Annotated in this window: 16 protein-coding genes, 1 tRNA gene, 1 rRNA gene, 1 other RNA gene and 1 other annotated feature; of the genes, 15 read left to right on the forward strand and 4 right to left on the reverse strand. The window is 37.1% G+C overall.

The window, feature by feature from the left end; genetic code table 11:
• Positions 1–11: 11 nt before the first annotated feature.
• Positions 12–127: ribosomal RNA gene (gene rrf, locus NSQ40_RS00005) — 5S ribosomal RNA — on the forward strand.
• Between the two features lie 40 nt (positions 128–167).
• On the opposite strand, the gene NSQ40_RS00010 is transcribed toward rrf, so the two are convergent.
• The gene (locus NSQ40_RS00010; protein ID WP_003205428.1) at positions 168–1163 is read right to left on the reverse strand and encodes a YaaC family protein; all 996 of its coding nucleotides are present in this window, start codon (positions 1161–1163) and stop codon (positions 168–170) included.
• A gap of 115 nt (positions 1164–1278) precedes the next feature.
• Between NSQ40_RS00010 and guaB the strand changes: the two genes are divergently transcribed.
• The 7 genes from guaB to NSQ40_RS00045 all read left to right on the forward strand — a co-directional run bounded on the left by guaB (position 1279) and on the right by NSQ40_RS00045 (position 8203).
• Entirely contained in the window at positions 1279–2742 is a 1464-nt protein-coding gene (gene guaB / locus NSQ40_RS00015; RefSeq protein ID WP_018783552.1) for an IMP dehydrogenase, read from the forward strand.
• A 104-nt stretch (positions 2743–2846) separates the two neighbouring features.
• Positions 2847–4166: a serine hydrolase gene (locus NSQ40_RS00020; protein WP_033798313.1), complete on the forward strand. Its 1320-nt coding sequence runs from the start codon at positions 2847–2849 to the stop codon at positions 4164–4166.
• A 159-nt stretch (positions 4167–4325) separates the two neighbouring features.
• Positions 4326–5213 carry a pyridoxal 5'-phosphate synthase lyase subunit PdxS gene (pdxS, locus tag NSQ40_RS00025; protein ID WP_003194186.1) on the forward strand — a complete coding sequence of 296 codons (888 nt, stop codon included), beginning with the start codon at positions 4326–4328 and terminating at the stop codon, positions 5211–5213.
• A 17-nt stretch (positions 5214–5230) separates the two neighbouring features.
• Positions 5231–5821, forward strand: a complete 591-nt coding sequence (pdxT, locus tag NSQ40_RS00030) for a pyridoxal 5'-phosphate synthase glutaminase subunit PdxT (protein WP_003194184.1) — start codon at positions 5231–5233, stop codon at positions 5819–5821.
• A 54-nt stretch (positions 5822–5875) separates the two neighbouring features.
• Positions 5876–6097: a binding site (T-box leader), on the forward strand.
• Between the two features lie 50 nt (positions 6098–6147).
• Positions 6148–7422 (forward strand): serine--tRNA ligase, encoded by a 1275-nt coding sequence (gene serS, locus NSQ40_RS00035; protein WP_003194183.1) that lies wholly within the window; start codon positions 6148–6150, stop codon positions 7420–7422.
• 137 nt (positions 7423–7559) lie between these two features.
• Positions 7560–7652, forward strand: a tRNA-Ser gene (locus tag NSQ40_RS00040).
• Positions 7653–7819: 167 nt separating this feature from the next.
• Entirely contained in the window at positions 7820–8203 is a 384-nt protein-coding gene (locus NSQ40_RS00045; protein ID WP_003205423.1) for a DUF3797 domain-containing protein, read from the forward strand.
• A 35-nt stretch (positions 8204–8238) separates the two neighbouring features.
• Here the strand turns inward: NSQ40_RS00045 and NSQ40_RS00050 are convergent, their stop codons facing one another.
• The 3 genes from NSQ40_RS00050 to NSQ40_RS00060 form a co-directional block, all read right to left on the reverse strand.
• Positions 8239–8907 (reverse strand): deoxynucleoside kinase, encoded by a 669-nt coding sequence (locus NSQ40_RS00050; protein WP_003194179.1) that lies wholly within the window; start codon positions 8905–8907, stop codon positions 8239–8241.
• Positions 8908–8909: 2 nt separating this feature from the next.
• Entirely contained in the window at positions 8910–9545 is a 636-nt protein-coding gene (locus NSQ40_RS00055) for a deoxynucleoside kinase (protein ID WP_033795803.1), read from the reverse strand.
• 121 nt (positions 9546–9666) lie between these two features.
• A complete protein-coding gene (locus NSQ40_RS00060; protein WP_003194175.1) occupies positions 9667–10206 on the reverse strand; it encodes an isochorismatase family cysteine hydrolase in 540 nt (179 codons plus the stop codon).
• Positions 10207–10537: 331 nt separating this feature from the next.
• On the opposite strand from NSQ40_RS00060, the gene tadA reads away from it, so the two are divergent.
• The 7 genes from tadA to NSQ40_RS00095 all read left to right on the forward strand — a co-directional run bounded on the left by tadA (position 10538) and on the right by NSQ40_RS00095 (position 14907).
• On the forward strand, positions 10538–11035 hold the full coding sequence (gene tadA, locus NSQ40_RS00065; protein ID WP_003194173.1) for a tRNA adenosine(34) deaminase TadA: 498 nt from the start codon (positions 10538–10540) through the stop codon (positions 11033–11035).
• Between the two features lie 78 nt (positions 11036–11113).
• Positions 11114–11378, forward strand: an RNA gene (gene ffs, locus NSQ40_RS00070) — signal recognition particle sRNA large type.
• 133 nt (positions 11379–11511) lie between these two features.
• Positions 11512–13200: a DNA polymerase III subunit gamma/tau gene (gene dnaX / locus NSQ40_RS00075; protein WP_003194170.1), complete on the forward strand. Its 1689-nt coding sequence runs from the start codon at positions 11512–11514 to the stop codon at positions 13198–13200.
• Between the two features lie 25 nt (positions 13201–13225).
• Positions 13226–13552, forward strand: a complete 327-nt coding sequence (locus NSQ40_RS00080; protein ID WP_170957107.1) for a YbaB/EbfC family nucleoid-associated protein — start codon at positions 13226–13228, stop codon at positions 13550–13552.
• Between the two features lie 17 nt (positions 13553–13569).
• On the forward strand, positions 13570–14166 hold the full coding sequence (recR, locus tag NSQ40_RS00085; protein WP_003194165.1) for a recombination protein RecR: 597 nt from the start codon (positions 13570–13572) through the stop codon (positions 14164–14166).
• Positions 14167–14180: 14 nt separating this feature from the next.
• Positions 14181–14402, forward strand: coding sequence for a YaaL family protein (locus NSQ40_RS00090; RefSeq protein WP_003194164.1), 222 nt, complete (start codon positions 14181–14183; stop codon positions 14400–14402).
• Positions 14403–14637: 235 nt separating this feature from the next.
• On the forward strand, positions 14638–14907 hold the full coding sequence (locus tag NSQ40_RS00095; protein WP_003205416.1) for a pro-sigmaK processing inhibitor BofA family protein: 270 nt from the start codon (positions 14638–14640) through the stop codon (positions 14905–14907).
• Positions 14908–15000 lie beyond the last annotated feature (93 nt).

The following is a 15000-nucleotide window of genomic DNA, read 5'->3' on the forward strand; positions in this document are numbered from 1 at the left end:
GCCTTCAATAGTTTGGTGATGATGGCAGAGAGGTCACACCCGTTCCCATACCGAACACGGAAGTTAAGCTCTCTAGCGCCGATGGTAGTTGGGACCTTGTCCCTGTGAGAGTAGGACGTCGCCAAGCAATTAAAGCACGAGTCATTTGACTCGTGCTTTTTTATTTCCTAAGAAATAGGGAATTGTTGACCTAGTAAAAACAGTAAAACATAGTAAGGGATTTTCTTTGTAGAGATTCCTAAAAATTGATAAATAAATGGGTAATCTTCGGAGGCATAGCTTCCTAATAAGTCATACCACCAGTCGGTCTCGTAGCGAGAAATCATGCTTAAATTGTAGAGCAATAAATAATGTATGAGTGGTTCTGGTAAGAATAATTTACAACTTCTTACGTCTTTAGTTATTGGCAAATAGTAAGTGCTGGTATTGCAATCAAAAGATAAAGGTGTACTGTACAAAGGATTCCATGTTTTAGTGGAAGCTGAGAATAGTAGATCAGATTCAAAGGTTTCACTTGGTGTGTACTGTATACTGAGATGTTTACAAGATGTTTCTATGTAACGAGAAAAACGCTCTTTCGTCATATGTAGACGATCAAGTATGTTGGAAGAAAATGAAATATGATGTTCGTCTACCGTATGAACCTTATATAACATTTTCTCTTTTTGACTATACTGGAATAAGGTTTCTAATTCGGGGATTTTCCCCATTAGTTCTAACATAATAAATTTCTCGGCCTCCAAGTGTTTCATGTGAAACATCCGTTCTGCAACATGGGTGAATAATCCATTCTTCTGCACTTTAACCTCATCCTCTAAAAACTGATATCCTTGTTTTTTTCGTTTACGTGTTGTTACTCCATGTGCCAAAATTGTTGTTGTTTCTGGATAGTTAGGATCAACAGTTAATAAGCATGCTTTTAAAAGTTGACTCATTCCATAAAATAACAGCATAGGTTGGATTGAAAAGGGTGCAGTTTTACATAATTCATAATAACTTTTTCCGTGCTCTAAGTAATAAATAAAAGGGTAACAATTTTCGAAGCTTTTTTTTTCAGCGTTTTCAATAGGTAATTTTTCATAACAGCGGGCAAGATAACGCTGTACATGTTGGGATGAAAAAAAGAAACTTAATTGCTGCCAAGTATGAGATGTATGATGCATATATTACGCTCCTTTTATTATCTAAAAATTCTAACATTTACGCACTTTCTTGACAGTATTTTAACCAATTGTTAAGCTACTAATAATAATTTCTGGTATCATGGGGGGAACAATTATGTGGGAATCTAAATTTGTTAAAGAAGGTTTGACATTCGATGATGTATTACTTGTACCAGCGAAGTCAGATGTATTGCCAAGAGAAGTAAGTGTTAAGACAGTTCTATCTGAAAGCTTGCAGTTAAACATTCCTTTAATTAGCGCAGGAATGGATACAGTAACAGAAGCTGATATGGCTATTGCAATGGCACGTCAAGGTGGTTTAGGAGTTATTCATAAGAATATGTCTATCGAGCAACAAGCTGAGCAGGTTGATAAAGTAAAACGCTCTGAAAGCGGCGTTATTTCAGATCCTTTCTTTTTAACTCCAGATCATCAAGTATATGATGCAGAGCATCTTATGGGAAAATATCGTATCTCAGGTGTACCAATTGTAAATAACTTAGAAGAGCAAAAATTAGTTGGTATTATTACAAACCGTGATATGCGTTTTATTCAAGACTACTCTATTAAAATTTCCGATGTAATGACAAAAGAAAAGTTGATTACAGCTCCAGTTGGCACTACGCTAGAAGAAGCTGAAAAGATCCTACAGAAATATAAAATTGAAAAGCTCCCTCTTGTTGATAATAACGGTGTATTACAAGGGCTTATCACAATTAAAGATATTGAAAAAGTAATTGAGTTTCCAAACTCAGCAAAAGACAAGCAAGGTCGTTTGTTAGTTGGAGCAGCAGTTGGTGTAACTGCAGACGCTATTCTTCGTATCGATGCATTAGTAAAAGCAAACGTAGACGTAATTGTACTTGATACAGCTCATGGACATTCTCAAGGTGTTATTGAGAAGGTGAAAGAAGTTCGTGCGAAGTACCCAACACTAAATATTATTGCAGGTAACGTTGCCACAGCTGAAGCGACACGCGCATTAATTGAAGCAGGTGCAAATGTTATCAAAGTTGGTATTGGACCAGGTTCTATTTGTACAACACGCGTTGTAGCTGGTGTTGGTGTACCACAATTAACAGCTGTATATGATTGTGCGACAGAAGCTCGTAAGCACGGTATTCCAGTCATTGCTGATGGTGGTATTAAATACTCTGGTGATATGGTAAAAGCTTTAGCAGCAGGAGCACACGTTGTAATGCTTGGTAGTATGTTTGCTGGTGTAGCTGAAAGTCCAGGAGAAACTGAAATTTACCAAGGTCGCCAATTTAAAGTGTATCGTGGTATGGGTTCTGTTGGAGCAATGGAAAAAGGAAGTAAAGATCGTTACTTCCAAGAAGGTAATAAAAAACTTGTTCCAGAAGGTATCGAAGGCCGTGTGCCATATAAAGGACCTTTAGCTGATACAGTTCACCAATTAGTTGGTGGTTTACGTGCAGGTATGGGGTATTGCGGAGCAAATGACTTAGAATTCTTACGTGAGAATGCACAATTTATTCGTATGTCAGGTGCTGGTTTACGTGAAAGTCACCCACATCACGTACAAATTACAAAAGAGGCACCAAATTACTCTTTATAATGTCTTATATGTAAATAGATGGAGATTTGATATCTCTGTCTATTTTTTTTTGATTATGTTAGAATAACGGTTATGTGAGTACAAAGATATTGGGGGTAACAAAAGTGAAAGGTATGTTTTGCAAGCGATTTATTGCAATGGTAACAGTGCTTACACTATTTTGTAGCATGTTTGTTACATATGGTAGTGCATCGGCAGAAACAGGTGCTGCTTTAAATGTTGAAGCAGGAGCAGCAATTTTAGTAGAAGCAGATTCTGGAAAAATTTTATATCAAAAAAATGCAGATGAATTATTAGCGATTGCTAGTATGACAAAAATGATGAGTGAATACTTAGTTAATGAAGCGGTGGCTAAAGGAAAACTTAAGTGGGACCAAAAGGTAAAAGTTTCTGAATACGCACATATGATTTCACAAGATCGCTCATTATCAAATGTTCCATTAGAAAATGGTGGCTCTTACACGGTAAAAGAGCTATATGAAGCGATGGCAATTTATTCTGCAAACGGAGCAACAATTGCTTTAGCTGAAGCAATTGCAGGTAAAGAAGCAGATTTCGTAAAAATGATGAATGATAAAGCAAAAGAGCTTGGATTGAAGAATTATAAATTCGTAAACTCTACTGGCTTAACAAATCATGATTTAAAAGGACAACAACCTGAAGGTACAACTCCAGACGAGGAAAATAAAATGTCTGCTAGAGATTGTGCAATTTTAGCACAACATCTTATTCAAGATTTTCCAAAAGTATTAGAAACAGCTAAAATTCCGAAAAAAGTATTCCAAGAAGGTGGGAAATATCCTGTTAAAATGGATAACTGGAATTGGATGCTAAAAGGATTAGTTAAGGAATATGAAGGTGTAGATGGTTTGAAAACAGGATCTACTCCAGAAGCTGGAGATTGTTTTACGGGTACAGCTGAAAGAAATGGTATGCGTTTAATTTCTGTCGTTATTAAAACAAATTCTCATACAGCACGTTTTGACGAAACAAAGAAATTGTTTGATTACGGTTTTACAAACTTTGAAGTGAAAAAGGTATATCCAAAAGGATCTGCGGTAAAAGGACATGAAACTGTACGAGTAGAAAATGCGAAAGATAAAGATGTAACAATTCAGACTAAACAAGCAATTGCGCTTCCGATGTTAAAAGGAAGTAAAGACGCCTATAAAACAGAATTTAAAGATGTAAGCAAAGATAAAGAAGCACCAATTAAAAAAGGTACAACACTTGGTCAAATGATTATATCACCTAAAGATAATAATGATCCTGGATTCCTATCAGGTAAATCATTACAAGTAGATCTTATTACAAAATCAGAAGTAGAAAAGGCAAACTGGTTTGTACGTTCTATGCGTGGTATCGGTTCTTTCTTTAGTGGTATTTGGAACAGTGCTGTTGATACAGTAAAAGGTTGGTTTTAAGAGCTCCTCGTTGTAGGAGCTTTTTTTATTCCTATTTTTCATACCGACTTTATGAAAAAGTAGTGGACAAGCCTCTAATAGTTAGTGGTAGAATGTAAGAGTATTCTCAATTTTCGCCGTTAATGGGGAAAAGCAATTCACCTAGGGAGGTTTTTGTACATGACAAATGTAACAGGGACAGAACGTGTAAAACGTGGAATGGCAGAAATGCAAAAAGGCGGCGTTATCATGGACGTAGTTAACGCTGAGCAAGCAAGAATTGCAGAGGAAGCGGGCGCGGTTGCTGTTATGGCACTAGAGCGCGTTCCTGCAGATATTCGTGCAGCAGGTGGCGTTGCACGTATGGCAGATCCAACAATTGTTGAAGAAGTTATGGGTGCTGTATCAATTCCAGTTATGGCAAAATGCCGTATTGGTCACCTCGTGGAAGCACGTGTACTGGAATCATTAGGGGTAGACTACATTGATGAGAGTGAAGTATTAACTCCAGCTGATGAAGTATATCATTTAAATAAACGTGATTACACTGTTCCATTTGTATGTGGATGTCGTGATATTGGAGAAGCAGCGCGTCGTATTGCGGAAGGTGCATCTATGCTTCGTACAAAAGGCGAGCCTGGAACAGGGAACATTGTAGAAGCAGTACGTCATATGCGTCAAGTAAACGCAGAAATCCATCAAGTTGTAAGCCTACGTGAAGACGAATTAATGACATATGCAAAAAATACTGGAGCTCCTTATGAAGTATTACTTGAAATCAAACGTCTTGGTCGCCTACCAGTTGTAAACTTTGCAGCAGGTGGTGTAGCAACGCCGGCAGATGCTGCATTAATGATGCAACTTGGTGCAGATGGTGTGTTCGTAGGATCTGGTATTTTCAAATCAGAAAACCCAGAAAAATTTGCACGTGCTATTGTTGAAGCAACGACACATTACGAAGATTATGAGCTAATTGCAAGCCTTTCTAAAGGATTAGGTACTGCAATGAAAGGTGTCGAAATTTCAACATTATTACCAGAACAACGCATGCAAGAACGCGGTTGGTAATTAAAGGAGATTTTCAAATGGTTAAAGTCGGTGTATTAGGTCTTCAAGGAGCTGTTCGCGAACATGTAAAGGCAGTTGAAGCAAGTGGTGCAGATGCTGTAATTGTAAAGCGTGTGGAGCAACTTGAAGAAATTGATGGTCTTATTTTGCCAGGCGGTGAAAGTACAACAATGCGCCGTCTTATTGATAAGTACGATTTTATGGGGGCACTTCGTGAATTTGCGAAATCTGGTAAACCAATGTTCGGTACGTGTGCAGGTATGATTTTACTTGCAAACAATCTTATTGGTTATGAAGAATCCCACATCGGTGCTATGGATATTACAGTTGAACGTAATGCGTTTGGACGCCAAAAGGATAGCTTCGAAGCTTCCCTTTCGATAAAAGGTGTAGGGGAAGACTTTATTGGTGTATTTATTCGTGCGCCATACGTTGTAAGTGTAGGGGATAACGTAGAAATTCTTTCTATGCACAATGACCGAATGGTAGCAGTAAGACAAGGACCATTTTTAGCAGCTTCTTTCCATCCGGAGTTAACGGATGACCATCGTGTTACAGCATATTTTGTACAGATGGTGAAAGAGGAGAAAATGAAAAAAGTTGTATAAGTAACTTGCAACTTGTGTAAGATTATAGTAAATTGATGGTAACAATTTTATAAAATAAACGTGTTGATAGGAAGTAGTAACAAATGTTGTTTCTTATAGAGAGTCGGTGGCTGGTGGAAACCGATAGAAACAGTTTGTGAATCCATCCTGGAATGAAATGTGGAATATCTTTATGATTAGTAAACATTTCCGGTGAAGAGTCGTTATTTCTACTTGAGAGGAAAGCAATATTGCTTTCAACTAGGGTGGCAACGCGGGTTAACTCCCGTCCCTTTTTACAGGGACGGGAGTTTTTGTGTTTTATAAAATAAAAGGAGGAATATATAATGCTTGATATTAAATTTTTACGTGCGAATTTTGAAGAAGTAAAAGCAAAGTTACAGCATAGAGGTGAAGATTTAACTGATTTCGGTCGTTTTGAAGAATTAGATACAAGAAGAAGAGAGCTACTTGTTCAAACAGAGGAATTGAAAAGTAAACGTAATGAAGTGTCTCAACAAATCTCTGTGTTAAAGCGCGAAAAGAAAGATGCAGAGGCATTAATTTTAGAGATGCGTGAAGTAGGGGAAAAGGTAAAGGATTTTGATAACGAACTTCGTATAGTTGAAGAAGATTTAGAGAGATTAATGCTTTCTATTCCAAATATCCCACATGAGTCTGCACCAATTGGCGAAACAGAAGATGATAACGTGGTAGCGCGTACTTGGGGAGAAGTAAAAGAATTTAACTTTGAACCAAAACCTCACTGGGATCTTGCAACTGATTTAGGAATTTTAGATTTTGAGCGTGCTGCTAAAGTAACGGGAAGCCGCTTTGTATTTTATAAAGGTGCAGGTGCAAGATTAGAACGTGCTTTAATTAGCTTTATGCTGGATCTTCATACTGATGAACATGGATATGAAGAAGTTTTACCTCCGTATATGGTAAACCGTGCAAGTATGACAGGAACGGGACAACTTCCAAAGTTTGAAGAAGATGCGTTCCGTATTGAGAGTGAAGATTATTTTTTAATTCCTACAGCTGAGGTTCCTGTAACAAACATGCACCGTGACGAAATCTTAAGTTCAGAGCAATTACCAATTCGTTATGCAGCATTTAGCTCTTGTTTCCGTTCTGAAGCAGGATCAGCTGGACGCGATACACGTGGTTTAATCCGTCAGCATCAATTTAATAAAGTTGAGCTTGTGAAATTTGTTAAACCAGAAGATTCTTATGAAGAATTAGAAAAATTAACAAATGATGCGGAACGCGTGTTACAATTATTAGGTCTACCATATCGTGTTATGAGCATGTGTACAGGAGATTTAGGATTTACAGCAGCGAAGAAATACGATATTGAAGTATGGATTCCAAGCTATGGCACGTATCGTGAGATTTCTTCTTGTAGTAACTTCGAAGCATTCCAAGCAAGACGTGCGAATATTCGCTTCCGTCGTGAACCGAATGCAAAACCAGAACCTGTTCACACACTAAATGGATCTGGACTTGCAATTGGACGTACAGTTGCAGCTGTTTTAGAAAACTATCAACAAGAAGATGGTACAATTATAATTCCAGAAGTTCTTCGCCCTTATATGGGAGGAAAAACAGTTATTAAATAAATTGAAACTTTCATCGGTATGAGTGTTGTCAGTAAAAAAAATGTAGGAAAAGGAGATTGTTTTTTCCTTTTCCTATAATTTATTATAGTGTACTTGACTAACTGTTTTTCTTTTGATATTATATTTGATGTCAATATGGAGGTATACCCAAGTCTGGCTGAAGGGATCGGTCTTGAAAACCGACAGGCGGCGAGAGTCGCGCGGGGGTTCGAATCCCTCTACCTCCTCCAGATATAATTGACAACAGCGCATATAAGTGGAGATTGGAGAACTCGTTACCAACACGTAACGAGTTTTTATTTTAAAACCAATCAGAAAGTATGATGTAAGGCGGGAAAACGCCTTATGAAACACTCATATTCCGATGATTATCTTCATAGATATGAAAGGAGTCAACATGGATCTTATTATACAAACGTTTCCTTTAGATGGAAAAACTTTATACTATGTACAATGTCCAGTCTGTAAGAACAATAGAATTTTAAATAGTGGTGCAAACGTATCACGTATTATAAGTGATGATACATTCCGTAAACTTTGCGGTTGTACTTGTAATGTGAAGAAAGAATTGAGAAAAGTAGAAGCACCGAAACAAACTACAAAAAAAGAAGTAGCTCCAAAACGTACTGGTAAAGTATTAACAGCAATCATTAATGGAAAAGAAATGACCGTTAAAGAAATTGCTGAGACATATGATATTAGTACAAGTACGGTTCGTCAGCGTATTAATGCTGGGAAACCAGAGAGCGAAATTATTGCTCCAACGAAAAAGAAAAAGTAAGTTAATAGGAAAACCCGTGCATTCGCACGGGTTTTTTATTTTACAAGCTTACGTGTTTGTTTTAAGAAATGACCAATTTTCTTAATAATTGGTTCAATTGAGTCTTCATCTTTTAAAATATCGTATTCATTAATATTTAAGCGTAGGACAGGACATGAATTAAAGTTATTAATCCAGTTTTCATAACGTCCGTGCATTTCTTGCCAATACTCAATTGGAGTTTGTTGTTCCATAGGGCGACCACGTTCTTGAATACGACTGACAATATCATCAAAAGAACCTTCTAGATAGATTAATAAGTCTGGGTGCGGGAAGTAAGGTGTCATAACCATTGCATCGAATAACCCTTTGTATGTTTCATAATCTGTTTCTGTCATTGTTCCTTTTTCATGATGCATTTTCGCAAAAATGCCAGTATCTTCATAGATAGAACGATCCTGTACAAAGCCACCGCCGTATTCGAAAATTCTTTTTTGTTCTTTAAATCTTTCTGCTAAAAAATAAACTTGTAAGTGAAAGCTCCAGCGCGTGAAATCAGCATAGAACTTATCTAAATATGGATTTGAATCTACTTTTTCAAATGATGTTCGGTAACCTAAAGCATTGGCAAGTGTGGTTGTCATAGTTGATTTACCAACGCCAACTGTACCAGCAATTGTAATTACTGCATCATTTGGTATATCATACTTTTCCCTTAAATTCATTGCTATTTCGTCCCCTTTAAGAGTGTATTTTGGAGAGTGGATAAAATTACATTTAGATCGTCACTGTTCTTCACGAAATCCATGTTATCTCCATTGAATTTTAATACTGGAATATCAGGATGGTCCTTTTTAAAAGCATCCATTGCCGTTTCATAATCTTTAGTGAGTTGTAGTAAGTAATTTGGATCCATGTTTTTCTCAAATTCACGTCCACGCATTGCAATTCGTTTTTGTAATGTTTCTAGACTTGCTGTTAAATATACAATGACATTTGGTACGGGCATATCTTGCGTAAGAATACGATAAATTTGCATGTACTTGTCATATTGAGCGTCTTTTAATGAGCGAGATGCAAAAATTAAATTTTTAAGTATATGATAATCTGCTACCACTGGTTTACGCTGATTCAAGTATTTTATATTAATGTCTTCCAATTGTTTATAGCGATTGCAAAGAAAGAACATTTCTGTTTGAAAACTCCATTCTTCAATGTTTTCATAAAATTTCCCTAAGAAAGGATTTTCATCGACAATCTCTTTTAATAAATGGAGTTGCATGTGAGTTGAAATTTCCTTCGCTAGTGAAGTTTTTCCAACACCGATAGGTCCTTCAACCGTAATAAATGGTACTCCGGTCACGCTGTTTCCTCCTTTCAATTCATAATTTCCTGTAAATACAAAGCACAAAACAGAATTATTGTAGCACAAGAGGGAAGCAAGCGGACTAATTTGTCATAAAAAGTTGGGAAATCGACGCACGCTATTCAAGTTTTAATTGAAAAGAGGGTGTAATATTTGCCTTTAATGTTGTTTCCATTATTTTTAAAGCGTGTTTATTATCTTGATCAGAGTTAGAAGCAGTGCAATCTTGAGGTACATATAGAGTATAGTTCCTCATATGAGCGTCATTGGCTGTAAAAAGGATGCAGATGTTTCCTGCAATCCCTGTTATGATAAGTTTTTCAACTTTTAAATGTCCTAATAAAGAATTTAAGGGAGTTTCATAAAATGCTGAATAATGTGGTTTAATAAACACATAATCATCTGCCCCGGGAGCGATTGCTTGTATAATATTTTTGCTATAATCATTTGTACAATGAGTAATAAGTTGATCGATATCAGCTCTCCATAGTTGATAATGATCGTTAATATAAATAACAGGATAACCATTCATTTTCATTGTTCGTTTTAAGTGTAAAATAGGCTCTATAATTATTTGACATTTTTGTGCAAGGGTTGGTCCATGCGAGAATTGGAAGTCGTTAATCATGTCAATAATGAGCAATGCGGTATTTTTCATATGTAATCACCCTTCCTTTTTCTTTAGAGTGGATTGAATGTGTGAAAGTTATCCCGTATCTGTAAGGAGAAGTGTAATTGAATAGTATGTATATAAATATAAATTGAAAAACTGACATAAAACCTTCCTTTTGGGCTGGAGAGAGAATCCGATCATAGGTAGAAGCGGTCAGATCCTTTTCCTACGCCATGTCAAGTGAAAACAAAAGGATAAAATGAGTGGAGTTTACTTTTTGTTTTGCGTAGCAGGGGGTTATATGTCCAAAAATCAAAATGGATTGATATAGTAGTAAAGGGTTATAATACTTTATTCGTAATGAGAGGACTGTATTATGGAACAAGATATTTATTTTATGCAGCTTGCAATAGAAGAAGCGAAGAAAGCTGAAGAAATACAAGAAGTTCCGATTGGAGCTGTTATTGTACTCGGTGGGGAAGTAATCAGCGTTGCTCACAATTTAAGAGAGACAGAGCAACGATCAATTGCTCATGCAGAGTTATTAGCTATAGATGAAGCTTGTAAAAAGTTAGGTACGTGGCGTTTAGAAAATGCAACGTTATACGTTACATTAGAACCATGTCCGATGTGCGCAGGTGGAATTGTGTTATCCCGTGTAAAACGTGTCGTATATGGTGCAAGTGATCCAAAGGGTGGATGTGCAGGCACTTTAATGAACCTCTTAACGGACGAGCGTTTTAATCACCAATGTGAAGTAGTATCTGGTGTGATGGAAGAAGAATGTGGCATGTTGTTAACGAATTTTTTTAGAGAGCTTCGTAAAAGAAGGAAAGAGAAGAAGGAAAAATTGGATAAAAATACAGGTGCTTAACATATTTGCAATTTATGAAGAAACAAGTTATACTGATATTGCCTTCATTAAGGCAACCGAATATTGGTTTTAACTTTGCCGTGCTAAGCGGGGAGGTAGCGGTGCCCTGTACTCGCAATCCGCTCTAGCGAGGCCGAATCCCTTCTCGAGGTTATGTTACTGTAAGGCCTGCCTTAAGTAAGTGGTGTTGACGTTTGGGTCCTGCGCAACGGGACCCCGTGAACCTTGTCAGGTCCGGAAGGAAGCAGCAATAAGCGGGTTTTCTCGTGTGCCGCAGGAGTGCCTGAACCGAGCTAACTGCTTAAGTAACGCTTATGGTACGTAATCGACAGAAGGTGCACGGCAGTTATATATGTATACAAAACTCACCTTATATAAAGAGGTGGGTTTTTTGTATAGAAAATAACTTTTGGAATCTATAAACAGAATGGGTTATAATATACAAGATAATAACCTTTGAGGGAGGCCGTATTTTCGTGTCATACCAAGCGTTATACCGAACATGGAGACCGCAAAATTTTGAAGATGTAGTCGGTCAAAAGCACGTAACAAAAACGTTGCAAAATGCCCTTCTTCAAGAGAAAGCTTCGCATGCTTATTTATTTTCAGGCCCGAGAGGAACAGGTAAAACGACAATTGCAAAAGTATTTGCAAAGACAATTAACTGTGAGCATGCTCCAGTAGCTGAACCTTGTAATGAATGCCCTGCGTGTTTAGGCATTACACAAGGGTCTATTTCGGATGTATTAGAAATTGATGCGGCTTCAAATAACGGTGTAGATGAAATTCGAGATATAAGAGATAAAGTAAAGTATGCCCCAAGTGCAGTGAGATATAAAGTATACATTATTGATGAGGTCCACATGCTTTCTATGGGAGCTTTTAATGCGCTTTTAAAGACGTTAGAAGAACCGCCACAACATGTTATCTTTATTTTAGCGACTACAGAGCCTCATAAAATCCCACCTACAATCATTTCACGCTGTCAGCGTTTTGAATTTCGGAAGATATCAGTACATGATATTGTAGAGAGATTAGCGACGGTTGTTACAAATGAAGGTACAAAGGTAGAAGATGAAGCATTACAAATTGTTGCGCGTGCTGCTGAGGGTGGTATGCGTGATGCACTCAGTCTGATCGACCAAGCTATTTCTTATAGCGATGAAGTAGTTACGACTGAAGATGTCTTAGCGGTAACAGGTTCTGTTTCTCAACAATATTTAGGTAACCTTGTAGAATGCATACGCGAGAATGATGTATCAAGAGCATTGCGTATTATTGATGATATGATGAGTAAAGGAAAAGACCCAGTTCGTTTTATGGAAGATTTCATTTACTATTATCGTGATATGCTCTTATATCAAACTTCACCACAATTGGAACATATGTTAGAACGGGTAATTGTAGATGACCAGTTCCGTATGCTAAGTGAAGCGATGCAACCTGAGATGATTTATGAAATTATTCATACGCTCAGTAAGGGGCAACAGGAGATGAAGTGGACAAATCATCCGCGGATTTTCTTAGAAGTTGTTATGGTGCAACTTTGCCAGCAATTTATGGTGCAGACGAATGGTGCAGACCGTTTGCAAGCAATTATGAATAGAATGCAACAACTAGAAAAAGAACTAGAACATGTGAAGAAGAATGGTGTGCCAGTTGGTGCGCAACAGGAAGTAAGAGAGACACGTACAACGCCAAAACCTGTGCGGACAGGAAGTATGAAAATACCTGTTGGACGGGTACATGAAGTATTAAAGCAAGCGAAACGCCAAGATTTAGAGCAATTAAAAGGTATATGGGGTGAGTTGCTAGGAAGACTTAAATCCTATAATAAAGTAGCGTTTGCTGTATTATTGGAGAATAGTGAACCAGTTGCAGCTTCTGAAGATTCTTATGTGTTAGCTTTCCAATATGAGATACATTGCAAAATGGCAAGTGAAAATCGTGATGCAATGGATACCGTAGAACAAATTCTTTTTGAATTGTTGAGTAAAAGGTTGAATATGATTGCAATTCCAAAGAGTGAGTGGGGGAAAATTCGCGAAGAATTTTTACAACGTGAAGGTGGGAATTCAGAAGAAGCTGCGGAACAAAAAGTAGATCCTCTCGTAGAAGAGGCGGTAAAATTAGTAGGGCAACAACTTATTGAAATAAAAGAATAACAACAATTAGGAGGAATTTATTATGATGCGTGGCGGAATGGGAAATATGAATAACATGATGAAACAAATGCAAAAAATGCAAAAGCAAATGGCGAAAGCACAAGAGGAACTTGGTGAAAAAACAGTTGAAGGTACAGCTGGCGGCGGAATGGTTACCGTTATTGTAAATGGTCACAAGCAAATTCTTGAAGTGAAAATTAAAGAAGAAGTTGTAGACCCAGAAGATATCGAAATGTTACAAGACCTTGTGTTAGCTGCAACAAATGATGCACTTAAGCAAGCTGAGGAACTTTCAAACTCTACAATGGGGCAATTCACAAAAGGCTTAAACTTACCAGGTGGAATGTTCTAGTAGGAGGATATTGATATATGCATTATCCAGAACCGATTTCGAAGCTTATCGATAGCTTTATGAAGTTGCCAGGGATTGGTCCGAAAACGGCAGTCCGATTGGCTTTCTTCGTGTTAGATATGAAAGAAGACGACGTATTAGATTTTGCTAAATCACTTGTAAATGCAAAGCGGAATTTAACATACTGTTCTGTTTGTGGACATATTACAGATCGTGATCCTTGTTATATTTGTGATGATTCACATCGTGACCAATCGGTTGTTTGTGTTGTACAGGAAGCAAAAGATGTAATCGCGATGGAAAAAATGAAAGAATATCAAGGTGTCTATCATGTGCTTCGTGGTGCAATCTCACCAATGGAGGGAATTGGACCGGAGGACATTAATATTCCACAGTTATTAAAAAGGTTACAAGATGAAACTGTACAAGAAGTTATTTTAGCAACGAACCCGAATATTGAAGGGGAAGCTACAGCGATGTATATTTCCCGCCTCTTAAAACCGACAGGTATTAAAGTGACTCGTATTGCGCATGGTCTTCCCGTTGGTGGAGATTTAGAATATGCGGATGAAGTAACGCTATCGAAGGCTCTAGAAGGCCGTAGAGAAATATAAGAGGAGAAATCAAAATGTTTTTTCAAAAAAAGGGCAAGTTGCGAAAAGAATATGATGATAAGTTAATTGCTGCATTAGAAAAAGTGAAGAATGAGTGGTTACGTCAAAAAAGGATGGTAGAACAAAGTGTCGAACCATCTCAAGATGTACTATGTTCTTTGAAAATAGCAGAAGCAAAATACTTTTTCTTACTAAAAGAAGCAAAAAGGCGTCCTGTAAAAATGGAGCAATGGTAAAAGACCCTGTTTTTTAAAATAGGGTCTTTTCTTTATACTATTATTCTCGGGCGGCGAAATCTCAATCTAAAAATGCAGCGGAATTATAAGTGATCAATTGCTCGTAAAATCCCGATCAGTGAGAACTAATAATTAGTAGGGATGAATCTCCACACTGAATAAAATAATTGAACGGTATTTTTTGTTTCCTTGTCCCATACAAATAGAGTGTATAGGTTATATAAGGAGGGGGAAAATGAACTCTACATTGATTATTGGTGGAATTCTTGCTTTGGTATTTGTTTTGCTGATTTTTGGCGCCTCAGTGAAACCGTTGCAATTCATAGGAAAGATATTCGTTAAAGTAATGATAGGTGTAGTATTATTGTTTGCCGTTAATGTGATTGGAACATATTTTGGTTTTCATATTCCAATTAATATTGGTACAGCTTCTATTTCTAGCATTTTGGGGGTACCGGGTATTTGTGCTTTAGTTATCATTAAATTATATATAATGCCAGGATGAATAACATTTTGGCATTTATTTTAAAAAAGTGAAAAATAGAGTTGACTTATTAATTGTTAATGTGATAAATTAATAAGCGTCGTCAACGACACG

The organism is Bacillus sp. FSL K6-6038 (genome assembly GCF_038050455.1).
Lineage (GTDB): Bacteria > Bacillota > Bacilli > Bacillales > Bacillaceae_G > Bacillus_A > Bacillus_A pseudomycoides.